Consider the following 21,925-nt stretch of genomic DNA (forward strand, 5'->3'; position numbering starts at 1 on the left):
CAGTATTGTCAAGTTTGACGTCGTTGTCAAAAATAGAAAGCGCGAGGATTTCTCATGGCAGGAGTCAGGCAGTTCGATGAGGCCAAGGTGCTGGACGCGGTGCTGGACGTGTTCTGGCAAAAAGGCTGGCGGGCCACGTCCATGGCCGATCTGGCAGAGGCCGCCGATGTGCAGCGCGGTTCGCTCTATCACGCCTATGGCGGCAAGGAGGAGCTGTTCTTGCTGGCCTTCGAGGCGTACGCCACCAGGTTTCTGGACAACGCGCGCACAGCCCTCGACAAACCCCGTGCAGAGACGGCGTTGCGCGCCTTCTTCAAGGTCGCGATCACCAACATGACGCAAGGCGTACCGCCTCGGGGCTGTCTCACCACGAAGACGGCAACGGAGGTCGATGGTGCAGGCCCGCGCATCCAGGAGCGGCTGCGTCAGTTGCTCGACGAGCTCCAGGGCGTCGTCTCAGCCGCCATGTCGACGGGGGATATGTCGACACAGCTGTCGCTGTCCCCCAAGGAAACCGCGCAGGTTGTCATCACATTCACCCGAGGCCTGGCAGTGATGGAGCGGGTTTATCAGAACGCGCCGTCTCTGCATCGGATGGCCGACGCGGTGATCAAGGCCTTGGTTCCGAATGTGAAGCGCCGAACGAGCTGACGCCGTTGCACGGAGCCGCCGGGTGCAGGCGTCGACCGGAAAGGCTCAGCGGTTCGAGCATCGCCTGACTCCGCGCGAACAAACGGTCATGCGCTGGATGGCTGCCGGAAAGCGGCCGGCGGAAGCCTGCATCCAGCATGGGCCTTTCCGAACGCAACATCGAGAATCACCTGCGGCGTGTCCGCCGACGTTTGGGGGCCACGACGACAGCCGAAGCTGTTCGCATGGCCATCCGATCCGGAGAGATCACTCCGTGAACTCCAGCCCCTCCGTCAGGCTTCGAGTGACCGCCACCGGCAGTTGATCGACAGCCGAAGCCTGAGGGGGAGAAAGGCGCGCCGCCGGCCAGGCACTTGGCCCGCGAGGCGCTCACTGTCATCATCCGCTTCGCGGGCCCGGCGCCTTGGCGGCTGCGGCCATTCGGACACCCGAATGAGAGGAGTCAGCGATGGCAACCTACAGGAGCGCATTGCCGCAGCTCGGCGATGATTTCTTCATGACCGACGGTGGCATCGAGACCACCCTGATCTTTCTGGAGGGGCAGGAACTTCCCGACTTTGCCGCCTTTCACCTGCTCCGGACGCCGGAAGGCGAAAGAGCGTTGCGGAAGTATTTCCGGACCTACGCGGCGCTGGCCAGAAGCTTCGACGTCGGGCTGATTCTGGAAACGGCAACCTGGCGGTCCAATCCAGACTGGGGGAACAGGCTGGGCTACGGCCCCGAGGAGCTCGCGGCGGTCAACCGGCAGCTGGTGGGTCTGCTGGAGGACATCCGCGATGCCTACCAGACTCGCCGGACGCCGATCGTCATCAGCGGATGCCTTGGACCTCGCGGCGACGGCTATGTCCCGGACCGTGCCATGTCGGTGCGCGAAGCGCAGGACTACCATCGTGCGCAGGTCGAGACCTTCGCCGGCACCGCGGCCGACCTGGTGACCGCCATCACCATGAACTACGTCGAAGAGGCGTCGGGGATCGCGCTGGCCGCGAAGCAGGCGAACATGCCCGTCGTCATTTCCTTCACGGTGGAGACCGATGGCAGGCTGCCGACGGGGCAGTCCCTGGCGGACGCCATCCAGCAGGTGGACGGCGCCACCGCGGGTTATCCGGCCTACTTCATGATCAACTGCGCCCACCCCAGCCACTTCCAGCAGGTGGTGCATGGCGACGCGCCGTGGGCCGAGCGGATTCGCGGTCTGCGCGCGAACGCCTCCAGGATGAGCCATGCCGAGTTGAACGAGGCGCCCGAACTGGATGCGGGCGACCCGGTGGAGTTGGGGCAGGCCTATGCCGCGCTCAAGATGCACCGGTTGAAGCGCCTCAATGTCATGGGCGGTTGCTGCGGCACCGACGACCGCCACGTCAAACAGCTTGCAATGGCCTGCCTGCCCTTGTTCCGGGGCGTGGTCTAGCCGTTCACCCAGGGTTTGCACCCGCCCGCCCATCCGGCGATTCAGACGGCCCCTGCGTCTGCGATCCGGATCGTCGGCCGGTCGCGCCACGCGCCGATGCATCAAGCCTCGTGAAATCAACGTCGGCGCGGGCTCAGCCCCCTCTTGACGCCGGGAGCCGTGTGCACAGCTACGTCCGCTTCGCAGCTCTTGCGGTGCATGTCCAGTTTGTCCAGAGATAGTGGGCCTGGCCTGTAGCGCCGCCAAGTGTCCGACCGCCGTACTTCGCACCGTCGCCTCAGTCCCCATGCGCTGAAGTCGACGAACAGTGATCCATTGCGGCCGGCCTGGCGTAGGAGGAAGAGACTCTCTCCTGCACCCACCGCCATGCCCCAAGCCTCGAGCACCTCCACTGCCATCCATTGGGTTGAACAAGGCCTGGTGCCCGACGGCGCCGTTCGGGTGGGGGTGCGGCGGCTGCTGCGCCAGCGCCTGGTCGAGCTGGACAGCGGCGACCCGGAAGCCGTCGCCCTGCGTTCGGAGGCATTTTTCGACGGACTGCAGGAGGCACCGTTGGCCCTGCTGCCCGAAAAAGCCAACGAGCAGCACTACGAGTTGCCCGCTGAGTTCTTCACAGGCGTGCTGGGCCTCCACCGGAAGTACAGCTGCTGCTGGTGGCCTGAAGGAGTGCAGACGCTCGAGCAGGCCGAGGCGGCGGCCCTGGCCGAAACCTGCGCCCGCGCCGGCCTGGAAGACGGGCTGCGCATTCTGGAGCTGGGCTGCGGCTGGGGCTCGCTGAGCCTGTGGATGGCCGAACACTTCCCACGCGCCCGCATCACGGCGGTCTCCAATTCGCACTCGCAGCGGCTGTTCATCACGACCGAGGCCGCCGCACGCGGCCTGGACAACCTCGAGGTGATCACCTGCGACTTCAATGATTTCGAGACCGGCGAGCGCTTCGACCGGGTGGTGTCGGTGGAGATGTTCGAGCACCTGCGCAACTGGCCGCGCGCCTTTTCGCACGTGGCCCGCTGGTTGAAACCGCAGGGGCGGTTCTTCATGCACGTCTTCGTTCACCGCGAAGCGCCCTACCCGTTCGAGGAGCGCGATGCCAGCGACTGGATGAGCCGCCACTTTTTCTCCGGCGGCATGATGCCGAGCGACGATCTCGCCCTGCGCTGCCAAGACGACTTGCGCCTGCTGCACCGCTGGCGCTGGGATGGCCGCCACTACGCGCGGACCTCGGCCGCCTGGCTGGCGCGCATGGACGCCCGGCGGGTCACCCTCATGCCCCTGCTGGCCGCCGTCTACGGAGAGCGCGACGCGCCGGTGTGGTGGACCCGCTGGCGGCTCTTCTTCATTTCGGTGGAAGAGCTGTTCGGCTACGCCGAGGGCGGCCAGTGGTGGGTCGGTCACTACCTGTTCGAGAAACGGTGATGCTGTCGCTCGCATGCCTGGGTCTGGCGATCGCCCTCGGCCTGGCGTTGCCGGTCTGGGTGTTCAGCGTCGTGGTGCGCGATGCCAGCCTGGCGGACCGGATCTGGCCCCTGATGATCGCGGCGCCGGCCCTGGCCTACGCCGGCGCCGATGCCCGCGCGCTCGACGCCCGCAGCATCTGGATGCTCGGGCTGCTGCTGGTATGGGCTTGCCGGCTGGCGCTGCACATCGGGCGTCGCAACTGGGGCCACGGCGAAGACCGCCGCTACCAGGCCATGCGTGCGCGCAACGAACCGCACTTCGGACTGAAAAGCCTTTACCTCGTGTTCGGGCTCCAGGCGGTGTTGGCATGGATCGTCGGTTGGCCGCTGCTGGCCGCGTTCGCGCACCCGTCGCCCCTGTCCTGGCTGGATGTGCTGGCCCTGCTGCTGGCCGGCGGCGGTGTGGTCTTCGAGGCCGTGGCCGACGCCCAGCTCGCCCGCTTCCTGCGCAACCCGCGCCGCGAGGATGCGGTGATGGACCGCGGCCTCTGGGCCTGGTCGCGCCACCCCAACTACTTCGGCGAGGCCTGCGTTTGGTGGGGCCTTGGGTTGGCAGCGCTGTCAGCGGGCGGATGGGCGGTGGCGTGGTGCCTGGTGTCTCCGCTGCTGATGACCGTCCTGCTGCTCAAGGTGTCGGGCGTGTCGCTGCTGGAGCACGACATCGCCGAGCGCCGGCCCGCCTACCGCAGCTACGCGGCACGCACCAGTGCCTTCATCCCCTGGCCGCCGCGACGTGGCGCCCGTCCATGAAGCACCGAGCCTTGGGGCTGATGCTGGCACTGGCGACCTGCCTGGCCGTGGCACAGGAAGGTGACGAGGAAGCGGGCGAATGGCACTTCACCGCCATGCTCGATGGCAAGCCGATCGGGACCCATCGCTTTGTCGTCGGCGGCACGGCGGCGACGCGCAGCGTCGACAGTCGTGCCCGGTTCACCGTGCGCGTGCTCGGCATCCCTGTCTACCGCTACCGGCACCAGGCCGAGGAGCGCTGGGCCGGCGACTGCCTGCGTGAACTGCGCGCCGAGACCGACGACGACGGCATCCGCCAGCAGATCGCGCAGCGCTTCGACGGCGACTGCCCGATGAGCTTTGCCTACTGGAATCCCCGGCTGGTGAAACAACAGCGCCTGATCGATCCCCAGACGGGCAAGGTCGAGCCGGTCCGCTTCGAGCCGCTGCCCGATGCGACCCTCGAGGTCCGCGGTCAGCCCGTGCGGGCGCGCGGCTGGCGACTGCAGGCGGCGCAGCAGCGCATCCGCATCTGGTATGCCGCCGACAGCGGACGCTGGATCGGGCTCGACGCTGACACCAAGGGCGATCGCCAACTGAGCTACCGACTGACCTCTCCTGCACGGAGCACCCCATGAAGCCCTCCCCGCGTACCTTGCTCGCTGCCTACCTGTGGGCGCTCGTGTGTTTTCTGGTGCTGGACGCCATCTGGCTGTCGGTCATGGGACCGCGCCTGTACCAGCCCGCGCTCGGTGCGCTGATGGCGCCGCAGGTGGACTGGACGGCGGCGGCGCTGTTCTATGCGCTCTACCTGGTCGGCCTGGTCGTCTTGGCGATCGCGCCGGCACTGGAGGCTGGCGAGCCCGCCGTGGCGTTGCGTCGCGGCGCGCTGCTCGGGCTCGTGGCCTACGCGACCTATGACCTGACGAACCAGGCCACGCTGCGCGACTGGCCCTGGGCCGTCACGGCCGCCGACCTGGCATGGGGCACGGCCGTGAGCGGCGTGTCGGCGTGGGTCGCGGCGCGCATCACATCCCGACCAGCGCGCCGAAGAAACGCGCAATAGCCCCGTCGAAGCGCAGCCGACCGTCCAGCGAGGCGAGGCAGATGCACTCGCTGCCGTCCTGAACCACCGGCTGGTGGTTGATCTCGGCATCGGCCGCATCGAAATCGCCGGCGCCGAATAAAGCCCGGCCATCGTGGAAGCGGCCGTGCAGCACCTGGGTGAACTCCTGCCCCTGGTGCGTGTGCTGCGGCAGGTACTTGCCGGCCGCGATGCGCAGAAGAAAGACGTTGGCCTCCGGGGCCTCGGGCACGGTCACACGGCTCCAGCGCATGCCGGGGCCGATCCAGCGCCAGGGCGTGGCACTGCAATGAGCGAGCGCGCGCGGCCAGCGCGCACCGGGCGGCAGCGGCGGGGGCGCGCTGACCCGCACGCGAGCGGGTTCAGCGCCTTCGTGCGCATCGATCCGGGCCCAGGTGCGCGCCAGCGCGTCGTCGGCCATCGGGGCCGCCTCCAGGCCGTCGAGCAGGATGCCGCCCACGGCATCGAGTGCGCGCGCGCGCTCACGGCACAGCGGGCACAGTTCCAGGTGGCTGGCCAGGACCAGTCGCATGCCAGCCGGCAAGTGGCCGGAGGACCCGGCCAGCAGCAGGTCGTCGTCGGGGTGGTGTCGGATGTCCATCGTCAATGTTCCAGCAGGCGGCGCAGTTGGGCGACCGCCAGGCGCACGCGCGACTTCACCGTGCCCAGCGGAATGCGCAGCTGGGCTGCGATGCGGGCATGCGGCGCGTCTTCGAAATAGGAAAGGTGCAGCACCTGCTGCTGCTCGGGCGGAAGCTGGCGCAGCGCGCCGCGCAGCCGTTCGCTCAGGCGCGCGTCGTGCAGCTGGTCTTCGACGGCCGGGTCGTCCGACTGGAGCAGGTCGAAGTCGAACACGTCTTCAGACGACTGCACGCCCTGGCGCCGCCGCAGCGCGTCCACGCGCAGGTTCCGCGCGATGGCGAAGATCCAGGTCGTGGCGGCCGCCCGGGCCGGATCGAACAGCGCGGCCTTGCGCCAGACGGTGACCAGGGCTTCCTGGGCCAGTTCTTCGGCCTGGATGGCCGGGCTGCCACTGTGCATCAGGTAGTGCTTGATGCGCGGCGCGAAATGCGAGAACAGCTGCGCGAACGCGTCCCGGTCCTGTCGCTGCGCCACGGCGGCCATCGCCTCGGCCCAGAGGTCGTCGGGCAAGGCAGATGGCTCGGAATCGGGGGAGACAACGGTCAAGAGGGACGCTCGACGACTGCGGGGCAACGGAGTGCCCGCAGAGGGGTTGGACGGATCAGGAGCCGCGGTCATGTGCTGTCATACGCAAGGAAGCCGCGTTCGGATCATCGCAGCGACACGCCGGTAATCCAAACGGCCATTTCCTGCGTACAGGCAGCACGACCCGACGGAGACTCCCCATGCTGCCTCTTCTCGCCCCGCCTGCCGCCTTGCCGATGCCTGCCTCGGTGCCCTCGGGCCAGCGCATCGCCGTCGTCGGCACCGGCATCGCGGGCCTGTCGTGCGCCTGGCTGCTGTCGCAGCGCCACGAGGTCACGGTGTTCGAGAGCGAGCCCCGGCTGGGCGGCCACAGCCATACCGTGGACGCACCGGGCCGGCGCGGCAGCGTGCCGGTGGACACCGGCTTCATCGTCTACAACGAGCCCGCGTACCCGAACCTCACCGCGTTGTTCCAGCACCTGGCCGTGCCGACCGCGGCCTCGGACATGTCGTTCGCAGTGAGCCTGGACGCCGGCGGGCTCGAATACGCCGGCACCGACCTGCGCGGCTTGTTCGCGCAAAAGCGCAACCTGGCGCGCCCCCGCTTCTGGGCCATGCTGCGCGACCTGCTGCGGTTCTACCGCGAGGCTCCGCGCGATGCGCAGGTCGCAGGCGACCAGGCGCTCGACGACTACCTGGATGCCCACGGCTATGGCCGCGCGTTTCGCGACGACCACCTCTACCCCATGGCTGCGGCCATCTGGTCCACGCCAGCGGCGCAGGTGGGTCGCCATCCGGTGGCCGCCTTTGTTCGGTTCTGCGAGAACCATGGGCTTCTGCAGATCAGCGGCCGCCCCATCTGGCGCACCGTGGTGGGCGGCAGCCGCGAATACGTACAGCGCCTCAGCCAGCCTTTCGCCGACCGCATCCAGCTGGACCGGGCCGTGCTCGAACTGCATCGCGAGCCGGCAGGTGTGCGGCTTCGCACGAGCGCCGGCTGGTGGCCCGAGCGCTTCGACCAGGTGGTCCTGGCCACCCATGCGGACCGCTCGCTGGCGCTGCTTGACGCACCCACCGGTGCCGAGCGTGCCCTGCTCGGTGCCCTGCCCTACAGCCGCAACCTGGCCGTGCTGCACCGCGACCCCGCCCTGATGCCGGCGCGGCGCGCCGTGTGGTCGAGCTGGAACTACCTCGGCACGCGCGGCAGCGGGGCGGCCCCGACGGTGACCTACTGGATGAACCGGCTGCAGCCCCACCTGCCGCAGGGCGCGGCGGCCGAGCCGCTGTTCCTGACCCTGAACCCGGCGATCGACCCGCGGCCCGAGCACCTGATCCGCACCGAGGTCTACGACCACCCGCTGTTCGATGCCGCGGCCATGGCCGCGCAGCGCCAGCTGTGGCAGCTGCAGGGCCAGCGCCGCACCTGGTTTTGCGGCGCCTACTTCGGCGCCGGCTTCCACGAGGACGGATTGCAGGCCGGCCTGGCCGTCGCCGAAGCGCTCGGCGGCGTACGCCGGCCCTGGCGCGTGGCGCAGGAGTCCGGGCGCATCCACCTGCCGCAAGGCGCACAGACCGTCGCACCATGAATGCGCACGAAGGCTCGGCGCTCTACATCGGACGCGTCATGCACCAGCGGCTGCGGCCGAAGCGGCACCGGCTGAGCTACCGGGTCTACAACCTGCTGATCGACATCGACGAACTGCCGCAGTTGCACGCCCGGTTGCGCTGCTTCTCGGTGGACCGGTTCAACCTGTTCAGCTTCCATGCCGCCGACCATGGCGACGGCTCGGGCCGCGACCTGCGGGTCCAGGTGGAGGCGCGGCTGCGCGAGGCCGGCCTTCCGACCGGCGGCGCGATCCGGCTGCTGGCCATGCCGCGGCTGCTCGGCCATGTGTTCAACCCGCTCAGCGTCTGGTTCTGCCATGCACCCGACGGCGCGCTGCAGGCGCTGCTGTACGAGGTCAACAACACCTTCGGGCAGCGGCACAGCTACCTGATCCCCGTCGCTGACGACGGCGCGTCCATCGTCGAGCAGCACTGCGACAAGCAGATGTACGTCTCCCCCTTCAACGGCATGGACCTGCACTACCGGTTCCGCGTCGCACCGCCGGGCGAGGCGGTCTCGGTCGGAATCAGCGTGCACGACGCGGCTGGCGCCGTGCTCAACGCGCGGCTCGACGGCCAACGCGTCCCCCTGAGCGACCTGGCGCTGCTGCGCGTGTTCATCACGCATCCGTTGCTGACCCTCAAGGTGGTGGCCGCCATCCACTGGCAGGCCCTGCGTCTGTGGATCAAGCGCGTGCCGCTGCATCCGCGACCGGCTGCCCCCGACCACGACCTCACCATCGTTCCTTCGAACAAGACCCCATGAGCCTGACCACACCTTCCGCACCCGCCCTCGATGCCGCGCCGGTCTTCTCCCCGCTGCGCCGGCTGCTGGCCCGCACGCGTTTCGGCCGGCTGAGCTTGAGCCTTCCGGGCGGCCGGTGCATCGAGGTGGTCGGCCGCGAACCCGGGCCGCACGCGAGCCTGCGCCTGCTGAGCTGGCGCCCGCTGCTGCACCTGGCGCTGCAAGGCGATCTGGGCCTGGCCCTGTCATTTCGCGATGGCGAGTGGGAAAGTCCGGACCTGCTGGCCTTGTTCGAATTCGGCCTGGCCAACGAATCGGCCTGGGGATCGCTGCTCAAGGGACGCGGGCTGGCGCGCTGGGCGGCGCGGCTGCGGCACCTGACCCACGGCAACAGCCGGCGCGGAAGCCGGCACAACATCGCGTTCCACTACGACCTGGGCAACGCGTTCTACCGGCACTGGCTGGACGACAGCATGCTGTATTCGAGCGCGATGTTCAGCGACGCCGACGACGACACGCTGGAAGCCGCCCAGGCGCGTCGCCTCGCCGCCATCGCCGACATGCTCGACACCCCGCAAGGGGGCGACGTGCTCGAGATCGGCTGCGGCTGGGGAACGCTGGCCGCGAGCCTGGCCCGCCGGCACGAAGCGCGCGTCACCGGCGTCACGCTGTCGAGCGAGCAACTGGCCTTCGCCCGCGAACGCGCGCAGGACTGGGGCGTGGCCGACCGGGTCGACCTGCGGTTGCAGGACTACCGCGACGTGCAGGGCCGGTTCGATCGCATCGTGTCCATCGAGATGATCGAGGCCGTCGGCGAGGCCTACTGGCCCACCTACTTCGCCACCTTGCGCGAGCGCCTCCAGCCTGGTGGCGTCGTGGTGCTGCAGGCGATCACGATCGCCGATGCGCAGTTCGACAGCTACCGCCAGGGGACCGATTTCATCCAGCACTGCATCTTTCCCGGCGGCATGCTGCCAAGTCCGCGCGTGCTGCGGGAACAGGCGCAACGCGCAGGGTTGGTGATCGAGGCTTCTCGCTGCTTCGGCAAGGACTACGCGCGAACCCTGGCAGAGTGGCGTCGCCGGTTCCTCGCCGCCTGGCCGCAGATCGAGCCGCTCGGCTTCGACGCCGCGTTCAAGCGCTTGTGGACCTACTACCTCTCCTACTGCGAGGCCGGCTTCCGCGCGGGGCTCGTCGACGTCGGTCTCTACCGGTTGCGCGTGGCTGAAGCCGGACCCGGCTGATCAGCCCGCGCCGCGCTCTTCCTTCTTCTTGGCAGGGTGACCCGCCGCGGTACTACCTGATTCAGCGGGAAAGAAGTGAGGCTGGTGGAATTCTGCACGCCCTACCGCTGCCGCAGTTCGGGTGACCGCCGGGGACGCCAAATTCATGCTTGTGACACGAGCGGGAGAAGTTGAATACCCAGTTATCGGCTGTTGAGAGCGCGCCGAAAGCGGTAGAAGCGTGCTGGGCGCAATCCGGCAGCTCATCCTTGCGAGGGGCTGCTATGCAACGATTTCCGCCGCCGGACTCGGGGCCGCCGATGTCTGCTTTAAGGACGATCCCGGCAGGCAAGCCCGTAGAACGGCCTGTCGTAGACCGCATTGGAACTCCCTTGGACCTGAAATTCCCTATGCGATCGCAGCAACTGCCGCCTGCTCGCTCGGCAATGCACAACTCGATGCACTGAGCGCTCGCGGCGACGCGCCGATGATCCCGGCCATCGTCGCCGGCTTGAGCCGAAAGCTGGAGGAAAGTCGTTTCGCCCCCCACAGGTCGCGAGGATTCTTGCGGGATCCATGGCCGTATATCCGACCCGGGCAGCCGGAATTCGGATGCATCAACCATTGCGCATGAGAAGCTAGGTGAGCTTCATCACTTTGAGAGTGCAATGGTCAAAAAGACAACTGAACAGAAAGCTGCAGAGGCGCTTCGTTACATCGCTGCCAGTGGAGCGGCCAATGCGGTTGAGCTCGAGCCCTTCTTGACTGATCCCAATCAGGCCATACGCGCCGTGGCGGCCATGAACCCGGATGCAGACGAAGAGATCCTGGATCGTTTTGCGAATGACAAGTTCTGGGGCGTCCGCATGGAAGTGGTGCGCAATGCCAATGTCAGCCAGGCCACGTTGCGCAGGCTGCTGGAGTCCGACACGCGCAAACGCGGCGTGGTGCACCACGCCGCGCGCGAGAAGCTGGAAGAGCGCGGTGTTGCATTTGGTGCTGATGGCATGCCGGAAGGCGCGGCGTAGAGAACGAAGTCGCATTTCCTGAGCGTCATTTGATCGCGTCGCTTTCGATCTCGATCACTGCGGCCGGTGTTCGTGAGGGGTCCTGTTATTGGCGCTCCGGCCTCCTGTTTCAGACGAGCAGTGCCATGGCCGCCAGCGCGACCGGAACATTCGAATCACGTATCTCAGTGCTGCCCCCGAACCAGACGCTTGTCTGTCAGGTGGCCCGTCAACCCGCGGATCTGGGCGCCGGCTTTGCCTTGAGACCGGCCTCGATGAAGTTCACCAGGAAGTCGACACCGGCCTCGATGCTGGTCTGCTGCAGCTTCTCGGGCCACAGCGCCTGCACCCGCGTGTGCGTGCTGTGCGCATAGAAGAAGGCTCCGTAGACGAAGATGACGCGCCAGTAGAACTCTTCGCTGCTCAAGTGAGGAAGCTCGTGGCTTACGACATCCACGAAGCGTCGCGCGAAGTCGTCCACGATGGAGGCTGTCAGCGCATGCACTTCATCGGCAGGGTCCATCAACATGCGGCCGTAGAACGCGCGGAACGACTCGCGCTCCTGGACACTGGCTCCCGCGACAAGCAGTGACGGCGCCATGGAGGCCCGCAGGATGTCTCGCAACGGGACCTTCCGACCCTCGAATGCATCCAGGCGCTCCTTGCGCTCCTTCATCACCGGCCCAAGGCGGCGCTCCAGCACTGCCTTGCACAGCGCTTGTTTCGATCCCCAGTAGTAATGGAAGGCTCCCAGGTTGGCGTTGGCCCGCTCCGCGATCGCTCGCATGCTGGTGCCCCCGTAGCCATGTGCAGCAAACAGGGCCTCGGCGGCATCGAGGATCTGGTTTGCGGTGGTGTCGGAAAGCGCCTGCCGCTTCGAAGAGACGGCGGTTTTCGCTGCGGTGGGCTTGGGCATGAGGGAAGTGGCGAGGTATTGAAGTTCGTTGACAGCCAATCCTTGAAATCATACAGTTGTATATTTATACGCACGTATGACTTAAAGGAGACTTCATGAGATTGATCGATCTGTCCTCGACGCTGGACCCGCACGACCGCGATCTGCTTCCTCCCGCCATGGCCGCCGCCGCGGGCGTGGTGGCGCCCCGGGTGGACTATTCCCACCCGGCGACGCCGGACGGCCGCGACCGCTTCTGCCACTTCTTCGGCTGCAGCCACGACGACTTGCCCGACGGCGAGGGTTGGGGTTCGGAGGTGCTCAACGACATGTCGTCGCATTGCGGCACGCACGTGGACGCACCGCTGCACAGCGGGTCGACCTGCGAGGGACGAACCTCACGCACCATCGACCAGGTCGAACTGAACGAGCTCTTCTGCCCCGGCAAGGTGCTCGATGTGCGCCCTTGGGCGCAGCCTGGGCAGGCCATCCCCGTCGATGCGCTTCGCCAGGCGTTGTCCGCAGTGGGCGAGCCCATCCGTCCCGGCGACGCCGTGCTGATCCGGACCGGTCAAGAGCGATATCGCCTGGGCGAGCCGGCCTTCTTTCAGTACCCGGGGATGAGCCGCGAAGGCACGCTGTTCCTGTCGGAGCAAGGGGCCACCGTGCTCGGCACGGATGCGGTCGGCTGGGACCGTCCCTTCGCCGTGATGGCCCAGGCCTTCAGGGACACGGGCGACAAGCAGCAGCTGTGGGACGGCCACAAGGCGATCCGCGAGAAGGAGGCCTTCATCGTGCAGCAGCTGTGCAACCTCGGTGCCTTGCCGCTTCGCGGCTTCCACGTGGGCTTCTTCCCGCTGAAGCTGGCGCGCGCCAGCGCAGCCCCCGCCCGTGCCGTGGCCTTCCTGTCCAACTGAGGAGCGACTTCAATGCGTATCGTGACTTTCGTGCGTGAGGGCTTTGACGCACCTCGCCTCGGTGCCCTCATCGGCGTCGACGGCGTGCTGGACCTCACGGCTCGCCACCCTGGCGAAGAGGCCTTCGGCTCTGCGTTGGCTTTCCTGCGCGCAGGCCCTGCATCCTGGGACCTTGCGCGTGCGCAGATCGCCAAGCACGGCGGCGCTGCAGAGTCCCTGGTCGGCGCCGCGTTGCTTCCCCCGCTGCCCAATCCGCCGCTGATCCGGGACTGGGGAACCATGATCGAGCACCCCAGGTTCTTCCTGCGGCGACGCGCCGAGCAACTGGCCGCCCGGTCGGCCGACCCGGAGGCCGCCATGGCCGCCGCACGAGCCGATGGCTCGCTCGAGTTGCCCCCGAACTGGTTCACCGTGCCTCGCTTCTATACCGGCAATCCGCTCAACATGACCGGGCCGGATGCCGAGATCGCCTGGCCGGGTTTCGCCGAATCGCTGGACTACGAACTCGAACTGGCCGTCGTCATCGGCGTGGGTGGCAAGGACATCCCCGTGTCGCGAGCACGCGACCACATCTTCGGGGTCACGCTGTTCAACGACTTCACCGCGCGGGATACGCAAGTGGCTGAAGGCAGCCCGGCTGGCAAGAGCAAGGACTTCGACGGCGCCTATGCCATCGGCCCCTGCATCGCCACGCTGGACGAGATCCCCGACCTCTACCAGCTGCAGGTGCAGTCGAGGCTCAACGGTGTCGTCCAGACCACCCGCAGCACCGCCGACATGCAGCTGACCTTCGAGGACATCGTGAGCTATGCCAGTCGCTCGTGCACGCTGCACCCTGGCGAACTCTTCGCCTCGGGCACCTTCGAAGGTGGCTGTGGCGTGGAGACCGGCCGGCTGCTGCGCGATGGCGATGTCATCGAACTCGAGGCGCAGGGCATCGGCACGCTGCGCAACCGGATCCGCCGCACGGCAGTGCCCGCCGCGGCAGCGAAGGCCTGAGATGACGGTTCCGCTGTACATCGTGGGCGTGGGCAGCACGCCCACGGGCCGCTTCGCGGACGTTGCGCTGCGCACGATGGCCTGCCAGGCCATCGATCTCGCCCTGGCCGACGCCGGCGCGACGACCGATCAGGTGGGTGCCGCGTTCTTCGCCAACGTCGGCCAGTCGCTGCTGCAGGGACAGCACATGATCGGTGGTCAGGTGGCGCTGCGCGAGGCAGGATTGGATGGCATTCCGATCATCAACGTCGAGAACGCATGTGCCAGTGCTTCGACCGCCTTCTACCTCGCCTGCGCCCATCTGCGCGCCGGGCTGTGTGACGTCGCATTGGCGGTGGGAGCGGAGAAGCTGTCGCACCCGGACAAAGCCCGCACCTTTTCCATCTTCGATGGCGCCCATGACGCCGAAAGGCCTGAGGCACTGCTGCGCTTTCTTGCACAACAAGCTGGTGAGGACCCCACACAAGCCGCCGTCGCACAGCAACGCAGCGTCTTCATGGACATCTATGCGGCCCTGGCTCGCGCGCACATGGCACGCCACGGCACCACGCAGCGGCAGCTGGCCCATGTGGCCGCCAAGAACCACGGCCACTCCGTGCACAACCCGTTGGCCCAGCATCGCGTCGCGATGTCGGTCGACGAGGTGCTCGCGGCCCGCGCCATCACCTGGCCCCTGACTCTGCCGATGTGTGCGCCGATCGGCGATGGCGCGGCTGCGGCGTTGATCGTGCGCGAGGACGCCCTGGAGCGCTTCGATGCGAAGCGTGCGGTGCGCGTGCGGGCCAGTGTTCTCGTCAGCGGATCGGACCGCGTCGATGGACGCGAGACGCCCATCAGCCGCCGCGCGGCACTGGGCGCCTACGCTGATGCCGGCGTCGGGCCTGAGGACATCGACGTGAGCGAGGTCCATGACGCCACGGCCTTCGGAGAAATCGTCCAGTGCGAACACCTGGGCTTGTGCGAGCCCGGCCAGGGTGGATGGCTCGCGGAGCATGGCCACACCGCACTGGGCGGCCGCCGGCCGGTCAACCCCTCGGGGGGACTGGAGTCGAAGGGCCACCCCATCGGCGCCACCGGCCTGATGCAGATCCATGAGCTCGTCCTGCAATTGCGCGGCGAGGCCGGCGGGCGACAGGTGGCCAATGCGCGCCTGGCCCTCGCCGAGAACGGCGGCGGCTTCCTGGGCCACGAGGAAGCGGCCGCGACCATCACCATTCTTGAACGGGCTGCACAACGCACATGAAGCACGCCACCATGTATTCCAGACGCACTCTCCTCGGGCAATCGCTCGCCCTGGGCTTGTCCAGCCTCGTCGGCAACGCTGCCAGAGCCGCCACGGCGGCCTGGCCGTCCAAACCGATCCAGGTCATCGTGCCCGCGACCACCGGCAGCGCACCCGAGATCGTGGCTCGCCTGATCGCCGAAGCTTTGTCGGCACGCCTGTCGAACCCCGTCTATGTGGAAGGCATGCCGGGGGCCTCGGGGATCATCGGCACCGACAAGGCGCTCAAGGCGCCCGCCGACGGGCACACGCTGCTCTACGCCATGAACCAGGTGGCGACGATGAACCCGCACCTCTACCCACGGCTGCCCTACAACCCGGCCAGGGACATGGCGCCGATCAGCCTGGTCGCGCGCGGCGGGTACGTGCTGCTCGCCCACAGCGGCTTGCCGGCCTCCGACCTTCCGTCGCTGATCGCCCTGGCCAAGCGCGAGCCCGGCAAGCTGGCCTATGCCTCCACCGGCAACGGCAGTGCTTTCCACCTGGGCATGGAACTGATCAAGGCGCAGTGCGGCATCGATCTGCTGCATGTGCCCTACCGCAGCGGCGCCAATGCCAACACCGAGCTGATGGCGGGGCGCGTGCAGGTCCGGCTCGAGCCCCAGGCCTCGGCGCTGGCGCTCGTTCGCGGCGGTCGCGTCAAGGCCTTGGCGGTGACCACACCCACGCGACTCCCCGTCCTGCCGCAAGTGCCGACGGTCCGGGAGACCCTGCCCGGATTCGAGCTGAGCGGCTGGAACGCCTTGTGGGCACCGGCGGGCACGCCCGCGCCGGTCATCGTGCGACTCAACGCCGAAGTGCAGCAGATCCTGAAGAGCGACGCATTCCGAAGCCATCTGCTGCAACTCGGCCTGACACCCGAGGGCTCGACACCGGCTGAACTGGCTGCGCTGACGGCGCAAGAGACGGCGCAATGGAAGGCCCTGATCGACAAGACGGGCATCAAGGCAGACTGACATGACGGATTTCAAGACCCTGGCCGATCTCGTCGGCCATCACGCACGCACGCGTCCCCATGCGATCGCCCTCACGTTCGAGGCGGGCCCGGCCTTGCCCGAGCAGCAGCGCAGCTTCCTGCAACTGCACGAGAACGGCCTGGCGCTGGCCCGGGCCCTGCAAGGTCTCGGTGTCCGACGCGGCGACGCCATCGCACTGGTGATGGCGAACCACCCCGAGTTCGTCGAAGCCATGGTGGCGACCGCGCACCTCGGGGCGGTGCTGGTACCGATCGATGCGCGGGCGCAAGGCGACAGGCTCGCCGCACTGATCGATCGCACGCACTGCGTGGGTGTGATCGCGGCGGACTATGCCGCCGCTGCGGTCGCGCAGATTCGACCGCGCGCCACCCACCTGCGCTGGGTCGTGCGTGTGGTCTCGGGCGAACTTGCGGCAGATGCGCCGCACGCCTGCGAAGCGCTGGACTACGCGCAACTGCTGGCCCGCCACACACAGGCAGGCCTCCCCTCGGCACACTTCACGCCCGTCGATCCCGATGACCCCATGCAGATTCTCTTCACCTCCGGCACGACCGGAGAGCCCAAGGGGATCGTGATCACCCACCGCCGCTTCGTCGACACGGCGGCACTGGCGGCCTCCGCCTTCGGCTACACCGACGACGATCGCCTCTACTCCGGCCTGTCGCTGACGCACGCCAATGCCCAGTTGGTCACGCTGGGTGCAGCCCTGAGGCTCGGGATCGCCTGTGTCATGTCGCGCCGCTTCACCAAGTCGCGGTTGTGGGAGATCGTGCGTCGGCACCGGTGCACCGCCTTCACCCTGCTGGGCGGCATGACCACCGCCGTCTATTGCGAGCCGCCGTCGCCCGGCGACCGGGATCATGTCGTGCGCTTCGTCGTCGCCGCGGGCATGCCGCAGGCCATCTGGCGCGACTTCGAGCAGCGCTTCGGCGTCCACGTTCTGGAGTTCTACGGCACCGCCGAAGGCGGGCTGACGGTCAACCCCTTCGGGAAAGGACCGATCGGCAGCATCGGCCGCCCACACCCGGCGTTCTCCGTCCGCATCGTTGCCGAAGACGGCAGCGATGCGCCTGCGGGCACGCCCGGCGAACTGGCGTTCCGGCCGGCCAGCGGCGCGCCCTTCGACATCGCGTACTTCGAAGACCCGCAGGCCTCGCAGAGCAAAGGCAAGGATGGTTGGCTCTGGACCGGCGACATCGTGCGCGCCGATGCGCACGGCTGGCTCTACTTCGAGCACCGCCGCGGCCATGGCATTCGCCGCAACGGCGAATTCATCGACCCTGCTCAGATCGAGAAAGCCATCGCGGACACCGGCCTGGTCCGCGATGCGTTTGTGTTCGGCACGGCAGCGGCCTCGGGGGCGCCTGGCGAACGCGATGTCGTCGCAGCCGTCGTCCCCCATCACGCCGACCTGGACCTTTCGGTGCTCCATGCGCGTTTGCGCGAGACGCTGTCGAAGAACGCCCTTCCCGGGCGGCTGATGGCCATCGAAGCGATCCCCAAGACCGCGTCGGAAAAGCCGTTGGCGCGGGTTCTGGAGGAATGGCTGCGCGACGGGACGGTCGCGACCGTGTTCGAGGCGCCCTCAGCCTAGACACAAGACCTGGGCGCAGGCGGCGGCAGGCCGTTTTTCCCCTGCGCAATCAACAACAACGAAGGAGACATTCATGCACAACCACGGGCGTAAGCTTTTTCTTCCCATCTCACTTGCATCGCTGTTCATCGGGCCTTCGAGCTGGGCGCAGTCTTCTGTGACGCTCTTCGGCGTCATCGACATCTCGGTGAGCCACTACCAGACCAAGAGCGTGCTGCCCGCAGGCCTGCCTTGGTGGTCCCTGGCAGCGCCGGCATCCATCTCGCAAGGCGCCACGAAGCTCGCGTCGGGCGCGCACACCCCTTCTCTCTTGGGCATTCGCGGACAGGAAGATCTGGGCGGCGGGCTTGCTGCAGGCTTCTGGCTGGAATCCACACTCACACCGGACGACGGAGCCCAGGGGCTTGGCGTTTTCGACCGCCGCTCGACGGTCAGCCTGTCGGGGCCGTTTGGCGAAGTGCGCCTGGGCCGCGACTACGTGCCGACCTATTGGAATCTGACGGTCTTCGATCCCTTCGGCACGGTCGGGGTTGGCGCGAACCTATGGAATCCGATCGGCACGGGGCTCACCACCAGCCACGGAAAGTCGCCCACGAACCTGATGCCCTTTGACAACTACGTTCGCGCCTCCAACAGCGTCGGCTATTTCCTGCCGGGCCATCTTGGCGGGTTCTACGGCCAGGTCATGTACTCGCTGCATGAGAACCTGAAGCAGAGTGGCGTGAGCCACAGTCCGAGCAAGGGCGGACGAAACGTCGGGGGGCGCTTCGGCTATCAACGTGGCCCGCTCAACCTGGCCATCGCCTACCAGGAAGACACCAAGGACGATCTCAGCGGATTCGACAAGGACCGTTTGAAGATCCTCAACGCTGGGGTCTCCTACGATTTCGATGTCGTCAAATTGTTCGGCCAGTTGTCGCAGATCAGGGATGAGCGCAGCAAGATGAACGTAGCCAATATCGGCGGTATTCCGTATCCCTTCAGGAACGAGAGCAATGGAAAGTACACCGGCGGCTTGATCGGCATCACGGCCCCGGTCGGGCCTGGATTGATCCGTGCGTCCTATTCGCGCGTGAACTACGCATCTCCTCATGCGGTGAATGCCTTGAATCCCGCTGCATGGGCGCAAGACAACGACGCCAGGATCGAGAAGTTCGCCGTCGGCTATGTGTACAACCTGTCAAAGCGCACCGCGCTCTATGCCACTGTTGCGCGAACCAAGATGAAGTGGAACGGGTCTGTGAATGCGGCGATGGCCATCAGTCCCGGAGGCGGGGTGAGGTTTGCGAACGGCATCGCCGGGATCAGCGCACCTTATGTCCCCTCGAGCACCACCGGCTACGACATGGGCATTCGGCACGCCTTCTGAGGGCACCGACTCGCACTGCGGACCTTCCAGGTGGTCGGCCCTGAACTCCCGCGTGCTGCAGCGCTGCGCGCTTGCCGGGCAAAGGGAAGGCCCGCACAGGGGCCGTCTCTTCCGGCCCAGAAGGGCAACGCTCTTTGACTCACAAGGCGCATGCGGTGCAACGGCAAGGATCCAGAGGGAGCGATGCACCACTGTCTAGCGTGCTCGATTGCGCATCGCATACAACAGCACGAGCGTCGCGATGATTTCCAGTCCCGCGACCGCATAGAGGCCCACGGCCACGCTTCCCGTCGACGTCTTCAGCCACCCCATCGTGAAGGGCGCAGCGAACCCCGCCAGGTTGCCGACCGAGTTGATGAAAGCGATGCCACCCGCCGCAGCGGTGCCCGTGAGAAAGGAAGCGGGGATCGACCAGAACACGGGAAAGGCGGCGAGGATGCCGATGGTCGCGAAGCTCAACGCGACCATGGCGAACACAGGTTGCTCGATCAACACGCCGGTGGCCACGAGCCCGACGCCAGCAATCAGCGTCGCATAGGCGCAGTGCCGCCGCCGCTCGCCGGTGGCATCCGAATGCATGCCGTTGAGCACCATCGCGACCGTTCCCAGAATGAACGGAATGGCCGACAGCAGGCCGATGTTCAGCGTGCCCTTCACGCCCAGCTCCTTGACGATCGAGGGCGTCCAGAACGCAATGGTGGCGTTGCCGCTCACGATGCAGAAATAGGCGGCGGTGCACAGCCACAGCATGGGGTTGCGCAACGCCCGGCCGAAGCTCGATTGCTTGGGGGCGTCGGCGTTCTCCTTCTGCAGTTCGGCGGCCAGCGCGTGCTTCTCGGCCTCGGTCAGCCAGCGTGCGGATTGGGGCCGGTCCGGCAGCCAAGCCAGCACCGCGAAGCCGGCAAGCACCGAAGGAATGCCTTCGAGCAAGAAGAGCCACTGCCAGTTTCGAAACGGCGCGACGCCTTCCATGCCGCTCATGATCAGCCCTGCGAGCGGCCCGCCGACGACGCCCGCGATGGCAAACGAGGTCATGAAGAGCCCGTTGATCTTGCCGCGGCGATGCGCCGGCACCCAGTACGTCAGGTACAGCATCACGCCCGGGAAAAAGCCGGCCTCGAATGCGCCGAGCAGGAAGCGCAGCACATAGAAGGACGTGGGCGTTTCCACGTAGATCATCGCCATCGACGTGAGGCCCCAGAGGATCGTGATGCGCGCGAGCGTCTTGCGCGCACCGATCTTCTGCAGCAGCAGGTTGCTCGGCACCTCGAACAGGAAGTAGCCGATGAAGAAGATGCCGGCACCCAGCCCGTAGACCGCTTCGCTGAACTGCAGGTCCTGCAGCATCTGCAGCTTGGCGAAGCCCACGTTGACGCGGTCGATCCACGCCAGCAGGAACAGGAACACCAGGAACGGCACCAGCCGCCATGCGATCTTGCGGTGCATGCGGTCGTGGTCCGAGGGGGAATGGGCGCCGGCCGAAGGCCGCGCGAGGGATGAGACGGAGGTAGCGTCCACAGCAGTTTCCTTTTTCTTCAATGACAGAACTCCAGGAATGCGCCGCCCTTTATGGTGTACGCATAATGTTTATAAATATATTTATAGGCACTCCATCGCACATTGGTAGTTACCCTCCGTGGGATCTTTCTTCACCGGTTTCATCGTTCGCGAATCGAGAAAGGTCCTTTGCCGCCGGCGCGGTTTCCGCGCGACTTCGTTCCTCCTAAGGTCAGCACCTGGCACCGCGCAGTGCGTGCCAAGCCAACCAAGCAACCGAACGAAATGGAGCAGTTTTCAATGTCGCAATGGATACGCAAGATCGGCGCCGCAGCGTCTCTATGGGGTGCAATGAGCGTCACCCTCGCCTTCGCAGCCCCCGTCGTGGGCAAGAGCCCGTGGGGCCCGAACGACGAACTCGGCCGACTCAACCTCATGACCGCGAGCACCAAGGCCCAGGTGCTTTCCCGCGCGGACGGTGCGCGTGTGTACGACCTGTCGGTCGAGTACTTCGTCGGCATGCCGAGCTGGCACGGCATCGGCGATCCGCGCTACCAGATCTGGATGACGCACACGCCGCACGGCACCGTGGTCGACGACCCGATGGGCGTCGGCCACACGCAGAACAAGCACGTGAGCTACACCGGCGCGGCCATCTCGATGTACACCCACATGGGCACGCACATCGACGCGCTCAACCATTTCGGCCTCGACGGCAAGATCTGGAACGGCTTCGAGGCGCGCGAACACCTGGGCGACCGCGGCTGGAAGAAGACCGGCGCCGAGACCATCCCGCCGATCGTGGCCCGCGGGGTCCTGATCGACGTTGCCGCCGCCAAGGGCGTCGAGATGCTGGCGCCCGGCTACCGCGTCACCCGGGCCGATCTGCAGGAGACGCTCGACAAGCAGCGCGTGAAGCTGGAGACAGGCGACGTGGTCCTGATCCGCACCGGCCGCATGAAGCTCTACGACAAGGCCGATGCCTACATGGATTCGCCACCGGGCATGAGCGTGGATGCCGCGCGCTTTCTCGTGGAGTCGGGTGGCGCGATGGTCGTGGGTGCCGACAACCTGAGCTTTGAAACCTTCCCGCCCGATGCCGACGACAACTACGTGCCGGTGCACACCTACCTGCTCGCACAGCAGGGCGCGCCGATCATCGAGCTGGTCAACCTGGAGGCGCTCGCCAAGGACCGCGTCTACGAGTTCGCGTTCATCGGTGCGTCGCTCAAGCTGCGTGGCGGCGACGCCGCACCGATGCGCCCCATCGCCATCCCGCTGCGGCGCTGAGACGCTCGCGCGTGCTGCGTTGGCCT

General features: G+C 67.0%; 22 protein-coding genes. 18 read left to right on the plus strand and 4 right to left on the minus strand.

The window, feature by feature from the left end:
* Positions 1 to 54 precede the first annotated feature (54 nt).
* The 7 genes from AC07OX_RS04510 (at position 55) to AC07OX_RS04540 (ending at position 5,314) form a co-directional block, all read left to right on the plus strand.
* A complete protein-coding gene (locus AC07OX_RS04510; protein WP_495260019.1) occupies positions 55 to 651 on the plus strand; it encodes a TetR/AcrR family transcriptional regulator in 597 nt (198 codons plus the stop codon).
* Positions 652 to 788: 137 nt separating this feature from the next.
* Positions 789 to 908 (plus strand): LuxR C-terminal-related transcriptional regulator, encoded by a 120-nt coding sequence (locus AC07OX_RS04515; RefSeq protein WP_495260020.1) that lies wholly within the window; start codon positions 789 to 791, stop codon positions 906 to 908.
* A gap of 191 nt (positions 909 to 1,099) precedes the next feature.
* Positions 1,100 to 2,062 carry a homocysteine S-methyltransferase family protein gene (locus tag AC07OX_RS04520; RefSeq protein ID WP_495260021.1) on the plus strand — a complete coding sequence of 321 codons (963 nt, stop codon included), beginning with the start codon at positions 1,100 to 1,102 and terminating at the stop codon, positions 2,060 to 2,062.
* A gap of 366 nt (positions 2,063 to 2,428) precedes the next feature.
* On the plus strand, positions 2,429 to 3,478 hold the full coding sequence (locus AC07OX_RS04525) for an SAM-dependent methyltransferase (protein WP_495260022.1): 1,050 nt from the start codon (positions 2,429 to 2,431) through the stop codon (positions 3,476 to 3,478).
* Entirely contained in the window at positions 3,478 to 4,269 is a 792-nt protein-coding gene (locus AC07OX_RS04530; protein WP_492738502.1) for a DUF1295 domain-containing protein, read from the plus strand. The genes AC07OX_RS04525 and AC07OX_RS04530 overlap by 1 nt, the downstream gene beginning before the upstream one ends.
* Positions 4,266 to 4,886, plus strand: coding sequence for a DUF6134 family protein (locus AC07OX_RS04535; protein ID WP_495260023.1), 621 nt, complete (start codon positions 4,266 to 4,268; stop codon positions 4,884 to 4,886). Before AC07OX_RS04530 ends, AC07OX_RS04535 begins: the two co-directional genes overlap by 4 nt.
* Entirely contained in the window at positions 4,883 to 5,314 is a 432-nt protein-coding gene (locus AC07OX_RS04540; protein ID WP_369629351.1) for a DUF2177 family protein, read from the plus strand. Before AC07OX_RS04535 ends, AC07OX_RS04540 begins: the two co-directional genes overlap by 4 nt.
* Here the strand turns inward: AC07OX_RS04540 and AC07OX_RS04545 are convergent.
* Together AC07OX_RS04545 and AC07OX_RS04550 are read right to left on the minus strand one after the other, a co-directional pair.
* Entirely contained in the window at positions 5,277 to 5,933 is a 657-nt protein-coding gene (locus tag AC07OX_RS04545; RefSeq protein WP_493191892.1) for a ChrR family anti-sigma-E factor, read from the minus strand. The genes AC07OX_RS04540 and AC07OX_RS04545 overlap by 38 nt on opposite strands.
* A gap of 2 nt (positions 5,934 to 5,935) precedes the next feature.
* Entirely contained in the window at positions 5,936 to 6,484 is a 549-nt protein-coding gene (locus tag AC07OX_RS04550) for a sigma-70 family RNA polymerase sigma factor (protein WP_369629353.1), read from the minus strand.
* A gap of 215 nt (positions 6,485 to 6,699) precedes the next feature.
* Between AC07OX_RS04550 and AC07OX_RS04555 the strand changes: the two genes are divergently transcribed.
* The 4 genes from AC07OX_RS04555 (at position 6,700) to AC07OX_RS04570 (ending at position 11,100) form a co-directional block, all read left to right on the plus strand.
* Entirely contained in the window at positions 6,700 to 8,085 is a 1,386-nt protein-coding gene (locus tag AC07OX_RS04555) for an NAD(P)/FAD-dependent oxidoreductase (protein WP_495260024.1), read from the plus strand.
* Positions 8,082 to 8,870 carry a DUF1365 domain-containing protein gene (locus AC07OX_RS04560; RefSeq protein WP_495260025.1) on the plus strand — a complete coding sequence of 263 codons (789 nt, stop codon included), beginning with the start codon at positions 8,082 to 8,084 and terminating at the stop codon, positions 8,868 to 8,870. Before AC07OX_RS04555 ends, AC07OX_RS04560 begins: the two co-directional genes overlap by 4 nt.
* Positions 8,867 to 10,093 carry a class I SAM-dependent methyltransferase gene (locus tag AC07OX_RS04565; RefSeq protein ID WP_495260026.1) on the plus strand — a complete coding sequence of 409 codons (1,227 nt, stop codon included), beginning with the start codon at positions 8,867 to 8,869 and terminating at the stop codon, positions 10,091 to 10,093. Before AC07OX_RS04560 ends, AC07OX_RS04565 begins: the two co-directional genes overlap by 4 nt.
* Positions 10,094 to 10,740: 647 nt before the next feature.
* Positions 10,741 to 11,100, plus strand: a complete 360-nt coding sequence (locus tag AC07OX_RS04570) for a hypothetical protein (RefSeq protein ID WP_495260027.1) — start codon at positions 10,741 to 10,743, stop codon at positions 11,098 to 11,100.
* A gap of 208 nt (positions 11,101 to 11,308) precedes the next feature.
* Here the strand turns inward: AC07OX_RS04570 and AC07OX_RS04575 are convergent, their stop codons facing one another.
* On the minus strand, positions 11,309 to 11,995 hold the full coding sequence (locus AC07OX_RS04575; protein WP_495260028.1) for a TetR/AcrR family transcriptional regulator: 687 nt from the start codon (positions 11,993 to 11,995) through the stop codon (positions 11,309 to 11,311).
* Positions 11,996 to 12,090: 95 nt separating this feature from the next.
* Between AC07OX_RS04575 and AC07OX_RS04580 the strand changes: the two genes are divergently transcribed.
* From AC07OX_RS04580 to AC07OX_RS04605, 6 genes are all read left to right on the plus strand, one after another.
* Positions 12,091 to 12,891, plus strand: coding sequence for a cyclase family protein (locus AC07OX_RS04580; RefSeq protein WP_159271261.1), 801 nt, complete (start codon positions 12,091 to 12,093; stop codon positions 12,889 to 12,891).
* Between the two features lie 12 nt (positions 12,892 to 12,903).
* Positions 12,904 to 13,890 (plus strand): fumarylacetoacetate hydrolase family protein, encoded by a 987-nt coding sequence (locus AC07OX_RS04585; RefSeq protein WP_495260029.1) that lies wholly within the window; start codon positions 12,904 to 12,906, stop codon positions 13,888 to 13,890.
* Position 13,891: 1 nt separating this feature from the next.
* Positions 13,892 to 15,133 (plus strand): thiolase family protein, encoded by a 1,242-nt coding sequence (locus AC07OX_RS04590; RefSeq protein WP_495260030.1) that lies wholly within the window; start codon positions 13,892 to 13,894, stop codon positions 15,131 to 15,133.
* A gap of 11 nt (positions 15,134 to 15,144) precedes the next feature.
* Positions 15,145 to 16,128 carry a Bug family tripartite tricarboxylate transporter substrate binding protein gene (locus AC07OX_RS04595; RefSeq protein ID WP_495263309.1) on the plus strand — a complete coding sequence of 328 codons (984 nt, stop codon included), beginning with the start codon at positions 15,145 to 15,147 and terminating at the stop codon, positions 16,126 to 16,128.
* Between the two features lies 1 nt (position 16,129).
* On the plus strand, positions 16,130 to 17,743 hold the full coding sequence (locus AC07OX_RS04600) for an AMP-binding protein (RefSeq protein WP_495260032.1): 1,614 nt from the start codon (positions 16,130 to 16,132) through the stop codon (positions 17,741 to 17,743).
* Between the two features lie 73 nt (positions 17,744 to 17,816).
* On the plus strand, positions 17,817 to 19,112 hold the full coding sequence (locus AC07OX_RS04605) for a porin (protein ID WP_495260033.1): 1,296 nt from the start codon (positions 17,817 to 17,819) through the stop codon (positions 19,110 to 19,112).
* 195 nt (positions 19,113 to 19,307) lie between these two features.
* Here the strand turns inward: AC07OX_RS04605 and AC07OX_RS04610 are convergent, their stop codons facing one another.
* Positions 19,308 to 20,558 carry an MFS transporter gene (locus tag AC07OX_RS04610; protein WP_495260034.1) on the minus strand — a complete coding sequence of 417 codons (1,251 nt, stop codon included), beginning with the start codon at positions 20,556 to 20,558 and terminating at the stop codon, positions 19,308 to 19,310.
* A 402-nt stretch (positions 20,559 to 20,960) separates the two neighbouring features.
* Here AC07OX_RS04610 and AC07OX_RS04615 point away from each other — a divergent pair, with 402 nt between their 5' ends.
* Complete coding sequence (locus AC07OX_RS04615) at positions 20,961 to 21,899, plus strand: cyclase family protein (RefSeq protein WP_223301353.1); 939 nt, start codon at positions 20,961 to 20,963, stop codon at positions 21,897 to 21,899.
* Positions 21,900 to 21,925 lie beyond the last annotated feature (26 nt).

This window comes from Variovorax sp. GW821-FHT09D07, assembly GCF_059416345.1.